This is a genomic window from Acinetobacter sp. YH12131, from assembly GCF_013418635.1.
Classification (GTDB): domain Bacteria; phylum Pseudomonadota; class Gammaproteobacteria; order Pseudomonadales; family Moraxellaceae; genus Acinetobacter; species Acinetobacter towneri.
Genome location: NZ_VPBQ01000001.1, coordinates 328,071 through 340,105, shown reverse-complemented (window position 1 = coordinate 340,105; position 12,035 = coordinate 328,071). Strand labels below are relative to the sequence as shown.

The window sequence follows — 12,035 nt, the reverse complement described above, 5'->3', positions numbered from 1 at the left end:
ATGAGTAATCCATTAGTGAGAAGATTGCTGTGAAGTTTCAGGCAAATGCTGTTCTAAATACTCAATCAGTTGATTCACTCTTGCTGCAATTTGTGAGCCTTCAAAAGTGAGTTGATATTCCACTTTAGGCGGCACCGTTGGGTAAACTGTACGTAAAATTAACCCATCTTGCTCAAGAGTTTTCAGGGTTTGCGCCAGCATTTTTTCACTCACCCCTTCAATGCGCTGTCTTAGCTCACTAAAGCGGTGCAAACCTTCGCTTAAACAATGCAACACCAACATTGACCATTTATTGGCTAAATGTTCTAAACGAATCCGTGATGGACAATCTTTAGCAAGGACTTGCCCGAGTAAGTGACTGGTTGCATATTGCATAACGGTATCCTTCTGTTATTTCTATTGTTCAGGCTTTGAAAGCTTGAAAGCAAAATCAAATCTACTTACTTTTTAGCATAGACTTTATTTTGGTAAGTTTAGGATAGCGTATTAGGTGGAAATTTCAACACTCATCCTTATATTTAAGAATGAAATAAATGCAAAAAAAAGAGCTTCATTTGAAGCTCTTTTTGATTTTAAATTCTGTATCTACAAATTATGCATTTGTTTCAGCAGGAACTTTAGGATAGCTTACGCCGCCCATTTGTTCAGCAATACGCAATACTTGGCAGCTATAACCCACTTCGTTGTCATACCAAACGTAAGCAGTTAAACGGTTGCCTGAAGTAATGGTTGCTTGCGCATCAAATACACCTGCAGTACGCGAACCAATGAAGTCACTTGAAACCACTTCAGTCGAGTTGGTATAACCAATTTGACCTTGAAGATTAGAGTGAATTGAAATTTGACGAATGTATTCGTTCACTTCTTCGCGATCTACTTCTTTCTCAAGCGTTAAGTTCAAGATTGCAAGTGATACGTTTGGCGTTGGAACACGTACAGAGTTACCTGTTAATTTACCTTGTAATGCAGGCAATGCTTTCGCCACTGCTTTTGCTGCACCTGTTTCGGTAATAACCATGTTCAATGTTGCTGCGCGACCACGACGATCAGCCTTGTGATAGTTATCAATCAAGTTTTGGTCGTTAGTGAATGAGTGAACAGTTTCAACGTGACCATTCACAACAGTGTATTTGTCATGCAACACTTTTAAAGTTGGTGTGATTGCATTCGTTGTACAGCTTGCTGCAGAAATAATGGTATCTTCATCAAGAATGTCAGCTTGGTTTACGCCGTAAACCACGTTCTTCATGTCGCCTTTACCTGGTGCAGTTAAAATTACGCGTGCAGCACCTGGGCATTGAAGGTGTTGAGCAAGACCTTCTGCATCACGCCATTTACCTGTGTTGTCAATGACTAAAGCATTGTTGATGCCGTAAGCTGTGTAATCTACTTCAGATGGGTTAGATGCATAGATCACTTTGATGAAGTTACCATTTGCGATAATGGCTTCATTTTCTTCATCTACAGAAATAGTGCCTGCAAATGGACCGTGAATAGAGTCACGACGTAGCAAAGACGCACGTTTTTCTAAATCACCGTCAGATGATTTACGCACAACAATAGCTTTAAGGTTTAAGCCTCGGCCAAGACCTGATTGACCAATGATTAAACGTGCAAGAATACGACCGATACGACCAAAACCGTAAAGAACAACATCTTTGCTTTCTACTGTTGTTGGGTTACCTGCTAAAGATTTCACAGCGTCTGCAACAAATGCATCTACATCGCCGCCTTTTTCTTTATATTCAACAGCAAGTTTACCCAAGTCAACTTCTGCTGAACCAATGTTCTCTACTTTGGTTAAAGCTTCAAGAATTGGGAATGTGTGAACAACTGAAAGTTCTACATCCATCATACGAGTACTACGGTGTGCTTTCAAAATTTGAATCACAGAACGGTTAACTAAAGAACGACCAAATACTGAAACCATGATATTTTTTTCACGGTACAACTGACCGAGTAAAGCAATCATACGTTCCGCGATTTCTTCACGGTTTTTCCAGCGACCTTGGTGCTCTGCGTGTAGGGCGATGATAGTCTCTTTGCTCACAGATACGTCCTCTAATTAATTGTATATCTAGGCATGAATTTCAAAACCCGATAATTGTAATGGAATTGTCGTCAAGATTGAATCAAAAGCTGGCATTGACCCGACTATTTTCTTATATATTCACTATAAATTCATAAAATAGTTGTAATTATTTTTGTGATTTTACTTTTTTCATTCAATGTTCAATTTTTCAGGCCAAAAACTTGGCAGGTATATTTAAGCTTCATCTGCTTTTTCTATACCTTAAATTCAAAAAAGATCATTTTTTCAAACTAAGATGTATCGGCAAACCTTTAAACCATCTTCTTTGTATTTCTACAGAAGTATGCCAATAGATTTTTAAGATATTTATCGCTCTGATTGCTGCTCTATCTTCTGCTGTAAATCTTGCTGATTCTGTTTTTGCTTTCTTAAATGCAAACAACCTTCCATTACCAGCAACGCCACCGCCAACCAAATTGGAATATAGGTCAGCCATTCCCCTGCTTCTATTCGCTCACCCAATAACATTGAGGCAAAAGCCAACAGCACAGGTTCTAAATAACTCAATAAGCCAAAAATCACAAAAGGCAAATAACGACTGGCCAAAATATAACTACCCAGCCCTAATGCACTTAAAAAACCCAGTCCCAATACCGCCCAAATTAAATGTGTAAAATTTGCAATGACTTGCACACTGTCACTATAGACAAAGGCCAAATATAGCGAAATAGGAATCACGAGCAGCAAATCCCACCAAAAACCACCCAAGTGATCGGTTTGAAAGACACGACGTAAAAAGAAATATAAAGGATAGGCAAAAGCGACATATAAGGTTTCCCACGCCACACTGCCAATCCGCCAAATTTCGTGACTGACACCCAACACCGCCAAGGCAACTGCTGCCATTTGCCAAGTAGATAATTTTTCTTTATAGAGCACGCAACCGACCAAGACCATCACCAAGGGTAATAAGAAATACCCGAGAGATACTTGTAGACCTCGCCCGTTAATAGGTCCCCATAGAAATAGCCATAATTGCGTGGTGCATAAAAAAGAACTGGCAAGCAACCACAACAGTAAAAGTGGTTGTTGTTTAATGCGTGAAAAAATAGCGAAAATATGCTTAAAATCTCCCGACCACCACATAAATACGGTCAGGAATGGCAAGGTTGCCAACATACGCCACGCAAACGTTTCTTCGCTGTCTAAAGGCTTTAAGAGTTGGGTATAAAAGTACAACAGTCCAAAAGTGACCGATGCCAAAACCGATAATGCTACACCTTTATACATCTACCCACTCCTGCCCAAGTGTGCATTATACCGATATTGTAATGACAGCATATTGACTGCTTAAAATTTTGCAAAGAAGTGCATAATTTTTCTACATTTTTAATAGAATTATTTTACTGCATGTTCAAATCTAAGATTTTTTTCACACATAAAAAACCACGCAGTCTGTGCGTGGTCCATCCATCTTTAAATTATTAAGCTCGCTATTTAACTGAGCAGGTTATCATGCTTTTAGCTATGGCTTAGCTCTTCTATTTCACTTTATTCTTCAGCTGACTTTTTCTTTGGTGTATGTTGGGTATAAATCACATCCCCCAAATCATAGCCCAATGATTTAGCATAATTCAGATATTCCGTAACCACAGCCTGATCGGGCTGCGCGGTGCGCGACAGTACCCATAAATATTTACGGCGTGGCTCACCTACCAATACCGTTTGGTAATCTTCATCAAGTTTTAATACCCAATAATCACCGCGTCCTACAGGTAACCAGCGTACAACTTCAGGTAAAAAGCTGACTTTAAGTTTGCTGTTAAAAGGCGCATTTTGCACAAAAGCTTCACCCAATGCGCGCATTTGTTTGCCATCTTTTCCAGTACAACGGTTATCGACCTGCACATTGCCATTTTCATTTAAGGTATAGGCTGCGGTTACATTGGAAGCACATTTATTCTGAAAATAGAGAGGTTTTCTCGCCACTTCATACCAAACGCCCAAATACTTATCTAACTCAACTTTTTCAACCGTTTTCATGGGCTCATTGGTTTTGGAATAGGCCAAAGTGGCTGCACCTAAACCTATTAGTACCGCTCCACCTAGGGCAATTTTGGCGAGTCGTGCACCTGCAAACGGGAGTTTTTTAGCAGTCATACAATACCTCTAAGCTCTAATTTTAAAGTCAATTTCATTTATCTTCTTCAAAATAACCGCAAGCTTTTCAATTTACTGTATGGATATGTAAATATTGAAACTCAAATTTACATGCACGTAGTTGGACGCATAAAGCATTTACAATAATAAGGTAAAGCTGAAGATTTAGCCCGATTGCAGCATTTGTGCTTTTAAACGCAGAATTTCATCTCTTAAACGTGCCGCCTGTTCAAATTGCAATTCTTTAGAGGCTTTTAGCATCTCTTTTTCAAGCTTAGCAATGTGTTTTGCATACAGTTTAGGATCGGCCAAAATATGCTGTTCATCGGCACTCAAAGCACGGGTTTGTGCATTGATTTTTTCATCGACCTGTTCATCATTCAGCACTTCGCCCGTATCAATTTCTTTAATGACCTGACGCACGGCACTGCGAGGTGTAATACCGTGTAAGGTATTAAATTCAATCTGTTTAGCACGACGACGGTCTGTTTCATCTATGGCTTTTTGCATAGAGTCCGTAATGCGGTCTGCATATAAAATTGCTTTGCCTTTTAAGTTACGTGCTGCACGTCCAATAGTTTGAATCAATGAACGTTCCGAGCGTAAAAAACCTTCTTTATCGGCATCTAAAATAGCCACTAAAGAGACTTCTGGCATATCCAGACCTTCACGCAACAAGTTAATGCCAACCAGTACATCATGCACACCTGTACGCAATTCGTGAATAATTTTAACCCGCTCCACGGTATCAATATCTGAGTGTAAATAAGCCACTTGAATACCGTATTCTTTTAAATACGAGGTCAAATCTTCAGCCATGCGTTTGGTTAAAGTGGTGACCAACACCCGCTCATTCAATTCTTTACGCAAATTGATTTCAGACAGCACATCATCCACCTGCGTTAACACAGGACGAATTTCAATTTCTGGGTCAATCAATCCTGTTGGACGCACCACTTGCTCTACAATTTGTTGCGATTTTTCCAACTCATATTGTGCAGGTGTAGCGCTCACATAAATTGTGGATGGGACGATGCGCTCCCATTCTTCAAATTTCATTGGACGGTTGTCTAACGCACTAGGTAAACGGAAACCATAATTCACCAAGTTTTCTTTACGTGATCGGTCACCTTTATACATCGCGCCAATTTGCGGAACGGTCACGTGCGATTCATCAATAATCAGCAAGGCATCATCAGGTACATAATCAAACAAAGTGGGCGGTGCTTCGCCTGCAGGTCGTCCAGACAAATGTCGTGAATAGTTTTCGATGCCGTTGGTATAGCCCAATTGCTGCATCATTTCTAAATCATAGCGGGTACGTTGTTCTATGCGCTGCGCTTCTAGCAATTTGTCATGTTCGCGAAAAAACACCAAACGCTCTTTTAGTTCTTCTTTAATGGTACCAATCGCACGTTCCAAATTATCCTTAGGCGTAACATAGTGACTTTTAGGATAAATAGTCACGCGCGGCACTTTACGCACCAATTTGCCTGTTAATGGATCAAACCAACGAATCGAATCGACTTCATCATCAAATAATTCTATGCGAATAGCATGCTGATCAGATTCAGCAGGGAAAATATCTAAAATTTCACCACGAATACGGTAAGTACCGCGCAAAAACTCTAGCTCATTACGGCTATATTGCATTTCCACCAAACGACGGATCAAATCATCACGATTCACCCGATCACCTTGCACCACATGCAGCAACATGCTCATATAAGCATTGGGGTCACCCAAACCGTAAATTGCAGATACCGATGCGACAATAATGGCATCACGACGCTCTAGCAAAGCACGTGTGGCCGAGAGTCGCATTTGGTCAATATGATCATTAATAGCCGCATCTTTTTCAATAAAAGTATCGGAAGATGGTACATAGGCTTCAGGCTGATAATAGTCATAATAACTGACAAAATATTCGACTGCGTTGTTCGGAAAGAACGCTTTAAACTCACCATACAACTGCGCTGCCAGCGTTTTGTTATGTGCCATGACAATGGTCGGACGCTGTGTTCTGGCAATCACATTGGCCATGGTATAAGTCTTACCTGAGCCTGTAACCCCAAGTAATAGCTGATCATGATAGCCCTGTTCTATCCCTTGAACCAATTTTTCAATGGCTTGTGGTTGGTCACCCGCAGGTTGATAGTTGGTGACTAAATCGAAAGGTTGCTTATCACTCACAAATGCAGCTCTCAGGTTTGATGCGACCTAATATTTTAGCAGATTTGCCTACACTCAGGACATCCGAATATGTTGTGGCGATGTTGCGTAGCTACAAAGCCATTGCTCGGTTTTAATTCTGTAGTGGACGCTGTTAGAACGAAGATGTGCTACGACTAAATTGAGCACGGGGAAACTGCTTTAAGACTTGACCCACTGGCTATTCAAAGGCAACATGAAATTTCAGGACGACAACCATAAAAGCACACATTCATGACTTACCAATATCACGACGAATCAATTATCAAAAGCCTCCCTGAAGATACTGTTTTCGTATTTGGCAGTAACATGGCAGGACAACATGCAGGTGGTGCAGCACGAACAGCCAAAGAATTTTTTGGTGCCGTTGAAGGCGTCGGGCGCGGTTGGGCAGGACAAAGTTTTGCCATTCCAACCATGAATGAACATTTACAACAAATGCCACTATCGCAAATTCAGCACTATGTGGATGACTTTAAAATCTATGCCAAAAACCATCCTAAAATGAAGTATTTTTTAACTTCAATTGGTTGTGGTATTGCAGGTTATACGGTTGAAGAAATTGCCCCTATGTTTAAAGGCATTGCCCATAATGTGATTTTTCCTGCGTCGTTTCGTCCTTTTGTCGAAAAAGCATTGCCTAAACTAACGCAAAAATTACTACACACCATTTACCGTGATTCTGTGATTTTTACCCCTGCCACCGATGAATTAATTGAAGTCTTGGCATTGAGCGATAATGAAAAAGCCTTGGCTAAAATCATATTGAATACACAAATGTACCCAACTGACAGCAATGGGCGTGATCGGGTCTTTGAAATTCAGGATATTTTGCACAACTTAAATGGTAAGGTATTCGAGTTCCAAAATAATTCAGAAGGCCCAATGCTATTTGGCGCAGCGATTTTGGCTTTATTGGAATTGTATAATATCAACGAGCAAGATTTTAGCGATGTATGGCATGGCGTACGTGAAATCTCGCCGCCAAAACCTGCCAACAAAGCGCGTAAGCATGTTCGTTAATTTCAATACTTTTAAATCCCCATCAATAAAAAATGCCACGTAATTGTGGCATTTTTTTTAGCGCTTACCCATCGAACGACGAGTACCACGTGGCGGTGGCCAAGTCTTATCGGCATATTGCTCAGGTTTAGGACGCACTGAATTATGTACCGCCTGATCATTATCCTGCGCTGTATTTGGCATTGGGAATGGGAGATTCACCAATGGTTTTTTTGAAGTAGGCTGCTGCTTACTCATGACCATTACTCTTATAAAATTTGGACTATTTTAAAGTTTTTTGCCGCCCGATGCGAGAAACTTCCACCTCACAGCAGTTTTAATCACGATTTCATAGGAAATTGGTCTAATTTGGTGATTTTTTATTAATTTGATGCAATTTTAAACGACGCAGACATCGAATTTAAGCTAAGATAATATGCTTTTTATTTTTTTATCCCTATAAGAAGGAATATGCCGTGGACGTACGTCTCTCTGATCGTGTCAATGCCATCAAACCGTCCCCAACACTTGCAGTAACCAATAAAGCCGCTGAACTTAAAGCTGCGGGTCATAACGTTATTGGTTTGGGTGCAGGTGAACCGGATTTCGATACACCACAACACATCAAAGATGCAGCTATTGCAGCAATTAATAACGGTTTTACAAAATATACTGCTGTTGACGGTACGCCTGGTCTTAAAAAAGCCATTATCGCAAAATTAAAACGTGACAATAATCTTGACTACCAAGCGAACCAAATTTTGGTTTCTTGTGGTGGTAAGCAATCATTCTTTAACTTGGCGTTGGCTTTGTTAAACAAGGGTGATGAAGTGATTATCCCTGCACCGTTCTGGGTAAGCTATCCAGATATGGTGATTATTGCTGAAGGCGTGCCAGTTATTGTGGAATGTGGTGAAGAACAACGTTTCAAAATCACGCCTGAACAATTAGAAGCTGCGATCACTGACAAAACACGTTTAGTGGTGTTAAACAGCCCATCTAACCCTACAGGTATGATCTACACTAAAGCTGAATTAGAAGCTTTGGCTGCTGTACTACGCAAATACCCTGAAGTATTCATTGCATCTGACGATATGTACGAACCAATCCGTTGGGATGATGAGTTCTATAACATCGCGACAGTTGCACCAGACCTTTATGACCGCACAATCGTGTTAAACGGTGTGTCTAAAGCTTATGCAATGACTGGCTGGCGTATTGGCTATGCAGCGGGCCCTGCTAAACTAATTGGTGCGATGAAGAAAATTCAATCTCAATCGACTTCTAACCCAACTTCTATTTCGCAAGTTGCTGCAGAAGCTGCATTGAACGGCCCACAAGACGTACTTGAGCCAATGGTTGAAGCATTCAAACGCCGTCATGACTTAGTTGTAAATGGCTTGAATGACATCAAAGGTATTTCTTGCTTACCTGCAGATGGCGCGTTCTATGCGTATGCAAACATCAAACCATTAATTCGTGCGAAAGGCTTAAAATCTTGCACAGAATTCTCTGCTTGGTTATTGGAAGAAACTGGTGTTGCCGTTGTTCCTGGTGATGCGTTCGGTTTAGGTGGTTTCATGCGTATTTCTTATGCAACTGCAGACGAAGTACTTGTAGATGCGCTTGCACGTATCAAAAAAGCTGCTGAATCAATTGAAGGTGTAGATGAAGCGATTGCTTCAATCGAAGCTGAAAAAGCTGCAAAATAATCTAAACCTGTTTAGATGAACAAAACCCACGATTGAATCGTGGGTTTTTGTTTTTAATTGCGTTTTTTCACTCACTATTTTCCCTTCTTTCTGAGGAGAGAGATCACAAACAACGCTTTAAAAAAGCCTCACAATCATTTCTTGATAGATATAAGAAATTCAATAAAAGACCATACCCGCTGCAATCTAAACGGTTTTATACACGTGGTTTAGTTAAAATCACCATCAAAATACCACATAACACAATCAAGGTTGCCACGACCATCAACAGGGTGAGTTGTTCGCCTAGAAAAATTACACCGCCTAAAATCGCCAAACACGGCACAGAAAGTTGCACAGTACTTGCGGTAATGTGATCAATTTTTTTTACAATGCTGTACCACAACACATACGCTCCAGCCGAAGCCAATGCACCCGACAAGACCGCCAAAACCACCCCCTGCCAAGTGATAAAACTTTCGGGTAAATACCAAAGAAAAAATACAGCAACAAGCGGAGTCGCCAGAATGAAATTAGACAGAGTATTAGTTAAAGCATGCTGCATCGTCTTTGCAGCAATACTGTAAAAACCCCATGCAATACCTGCCAGTAACATCATCAATGCATATTTGAACGTTGGCGTACTGGCTTCAGGCAATAGCAACAAACCCATCCCTAATATAGCACAACCTAACCCGACCCAGCGCGGCAAAGTCATACGCTCACCATGCAAAATCGCATAACTGATCATGGTGATTTGCACTGCGCCAAATAGAATCAATGCGCCTATGCCTGCGTCTATATGCAAATATGCTAACGAAAAACCGAGCAGATATACAGCAAGGCTGAGTGCAGATTTCCATTGGAATTGAATTGGTTGTTGAACCTGCAAAACAGCATAGAACAGTCCTAAGCACACTGCTCCACTGCCAACCCTGAGCAAACTAAAACTCATAGGGTCAATTTGCTGTTCAGCCAATGCCAAACGACACAGCAAGGAATTTGCAGCAAATGCGAGCATGGCAATGCATATTTTAATCCACACGGCTGAATATCCTTTTCAAGCTGTTCGCAAATCTTTATCGCAGTTTAGAACACTATTTTAGTGCAAGTCATTTCGCTCAATTCAATACAAATCTATTTGGCTGAAATGATAAATCATCTTAGATTAAATACTATTTAGATTAGATACTGTTTTTCAATGCTGCGATCAACTCTGATTTAGACACTACAGGTTGAGTTGTCGCTTTATATTCACATAAATAGCGAAAAGCAGAGTCTAATTCTACACGCAATTGTTTTTGTTCAGACACAGACCACACGCGTGAACGGTTGCTCCCCGAAAGCGCACTACCCGCCAGTTGGTACAAATATAAATCATGATCACGCTGTAATGGTTTTTTGGTGCCGTTGTCTGGATGGTCTGAAAGCAATTGGCAGGATGATTGAATGAGCCATTTTTCACTAAACCACAATTGCAATAAATCGCCCAAATACAAATCTTGAGGTGCTAAAGGCCAGACATGAATATATGCGCCTTCTACAGCAATGTAGTATTGTTCAGGCGTAGACAAGATAGAAAGATAATGTTCTTGATAATAAGAAAATTGAGAAAAAATGTCAGAAATGCTGAGCGTATTCATTCGCTTACTCCGATTTAGCCATTTTAGTGCTGGCAAGTTGGGTTAAATCCACACTGTTTAAGATGCTACTTAAACGCTTTGTTCTGTCACTCAGACTAACAACCGATTTTGTGTAACGCAAGTCTTGTGGGTGATTTTTTAATAAAATTTTGTTTTTTGTTCAAATAAAAAGCATATAAAGTCAAAATGAAAGAAACATGACAATTTATGCTTGACCCTTGCTTAAATCTGCTTATAATCGCATTCAGATTCTCCCATAGCTCAGTCGGTAGAGCGACGGACTGTTAATCCGCAGGTCCCTGGTTCGAGCCCAGGTGGGAGAGCCAAATTCTAAAAAGCCCAAGCATAACGACTTGGGTTTTTTATTGCCTAAAATTTATGGATGATGTGGTCTGTAAATAACCAAGCAGCGATTCATGCCTTAATCGTTCAAAAAGATGAATGTAACTGTTTTGGGCAATTCAGCTTAATGTAATTCCTAATCTTAGCCTTGATCATTTCTAAGTGACTTAGGCAACAATCCACAATCAAAATACCTAAGCAATAACTTGATTGATAAAAAAAACGGAACCGAAGTTCCGTTTTCTATCTTAGATCATCTACAAGTTTTAAGCGGCTTGCACAGGCACACCACTATGAAAACGGAACAGATCATCTGGACTTAAAATAAGATTCTTTTCCACTTCACGTATATGCTGAATTCGCCCCTGAATATCTTCTTCAGGGTTTTTCAGTTTTGCTGTTTTTGCTACATCCAAAGCCAGTGCCAAATAATCTTCATAATGCCGTGATTCTGATTTCAGTAAATAACGGTAATACTTACCTAATTCTTCATCTACCAATGGCGCAAGCGCATAAAACCGCTCGCATGAACGTGCTTCTACAAAGGCACCTATCACCAAAACATCAATTAGTGCTTCAGGTTCATAGGTACGGATTTCTTTACGTAAACCGCCTGCATAACGCCCTGCACTTAAACCCTGCCACATTTGCCCACGCTTTGCCATGAACTCTAGCACCTGCTCATAATGCAGCATTTCTTCGCGTACCAACTGTGCCAGTTTGACCTGCAAATCGGTAAAAAAGCTGTAACGAAACATCAGATTCATGGCTGTGCCTGCTGCTTTTTTCTCACAGTTGGCATGATCTTGCATCAAAATATCTAAATTATTTAATGCTTCATTCAACCATTCTTTAGGTGTTTCACAGCCTAAAAATGCTATTACAGGCTGCATCAATTCATCATAATTTATGCTGGACATAACGTTTCAAATTTTATCTTTCAATTTCAAATAT

General features: G+C 40.4%; 11 protein-coding genes and 1 tRNA gene. 3 read left to right on the top strand and 9 right to left on the bottom strand.

What is annotated here, in order from left to right; all coding sequences use genetic code 11:
* Window positions 1–12: 12 nt before the first annotated feature.
* The 5 genes from FTU66_RS01675 to uvrB form a co-directional block, all read right to left on the bottom strand.
* A complete protein-coding gene (locus FTU66_RS01675) occupies window positions 13–375 on the bottom strand; it encodes a helix-turn-helix domain-containing protein (protein ID WP_004971692.1) in 363 nt (120 codons plus the stop codon).
* Between the two features lie 217 nt (window positions 376–592).
* The gene (locus FTU66_RS01670; RefSeq protein ID WP_180112211.1) at window positions 593–2,050 is read right to left on the bottom strand and encodes a glyceraldehyde-3-phosphate dehydrogenase; all 1,458 of its coding nucleotides are present in this window, start codon (window positions 2,048–2,050) and stop codon (window positions 593–595) included.
* Between the two features lie 348 nt (window positions 2,051–2,398).
* Window positions 2,399–3,322: an EamA family transporter RarD gene (rarD, locus tag FTU66_RS01665; RefSeq protein WP_180112210.1), complete on the bottom strand. Its 924-nt coding sequence runs from the start codon at window positions 3,320–3,322 to the stop codon at window positions 2,399–2,401.
* Window positions 3,323–3,583: 261 nt separating this feature from the next.
* A complete protein-coding gene (locus tag FTU66_RS01660) occupies window positions 3,584–4,192 on the bottom strand; it encodes a lipocalin family protein (RefSeq protein WP_168525707.1) in 609 nt (202 codons plus the stop codon).
* Between the two features lie 165 nt (window positions 4,193–4,357).
* Window positions 4,358–6,385 carry an excinuclease ABC subunit UvrB gene (uvrB, locus tag FTU66_RS01655; RefSeq protein WP_180112209.1) on the bottom strand — a complete coding sequence of 676 codons (2,028 nt, stop codon included), beginning with the start codon at window positions 6,383–6,385 and terminating at the stop codon, window positions 4,358–4,360.
* A gap of 252 nt (window positions 6,386–6,637) precedes the next feature.
* Between uvrB and FTU66_RS01650 the strand changes: the two genes are divergently transcribed.
* The gene (locus FTU66_RS01650; protein WP_004971705.1) at window positions 6,638–7,426 is read left to right on the top strand and encodes a hypothetical protein; all 789 of its coding nucleotides are present in this window, start codon (window positions 6,638–6,640) and stop codon (window positions 7,424–7,426) included.
* 57 nt (window positions 7,427–7,483) lie between these two features.
* Here FTU66_RS01650 and FTU66_RS01645 read toward each other — a convergent pair whose 3' ends face one another.
* The gene (locus FTU66_RS01645; RefSeq protein ID WP_004971707.1) at window positions 7,484–7,663 is read right to left on the bottom strand and encodes a hypothetical protein; all 180 of its coding nucleotides are present in this window, start codon (window positions 7,661–7,663) and stop codon (window positions 7,484–7,486) included.
* 218 nt (window positions 7,664–7,881) lie between these two features.
* Here FTU66_RS01645 and FTU66_RS01640 point away from each other — a divergent pair, with 218 nt between their 5' ends.
* Window positions 7,882–9,117: a pyridoxal phosphate-dependent aminotransferase gene (locus FTU66_RS01640; protein WP_004971708.1), complete on the top strand. Its 1,236-nt coding sequence runs from the start codon at window positions 7,882–7,884 to the stop codon at window positions 9,115–9,117.
* A gap of 196 nt (window positions 9,118–9,313) precedes the next feature.
* On the opposite strand, the gene FTU66_RS01635 is transcribed toward FTU66_RS01640, so the two are convergent.
* Both FTU66_RS01635 and FTU66_RS01630 read right to left on the bottom strand, forming a co-directional pair.
* Complete coding sequence (locus FTU66_RS01635; protein WP_180112208.1) at window positions 9,314–10,141, bottom strand: DMT family transporter; 828 nt, start codon at window positions 10,139–10,141, stop codon at window positions 9,314–9,316.
* 139 nt (window positions 10,142–10,280) lie between these two features.
* Window positions 10,281–10,739: a hypothetical protein gene (locus FTU66_RS01630; RefSeq protein WP_180112207.1), complete on the bottom strand. Its 459-nt coding sequence runs from the start codon at window positions 10,737–10,739 to the stop codon at window positions 10,281–10,283.
* 250 nt (window positions 10,740–10,989) lie between these two features.
* Between FTU66_RS01630 and FTU66_RS01625 the strand changes: the two genes are divergently transcribed.
* Window positions 10,990–11,065 (top strand) — tRNA-Asn (locus tag FTU66_RS01625).
* 282 nt (window positions 11,066–11,347) lie between these two features.
* On the opposite strand, the gene FTU66_RS01620 is transcribed toward FTU66_RS01625, so the two are convergent.
* The gene (locus FTU66_RS01620; protein ID WP_004971715.1) at window positions 11,348–12,001 is read right to left on the bottom strand and encodes a tRNA-(ms[2]io[6]A)-hydroxylase; all 654 of its coding nucleotides are present in this window, start codon (window positions 11,999–12,001) and stop codon (window positions 11,348–11,350) included.
* Window positions 12,002–12,035 lie beyond the last annotated feature (34 nt).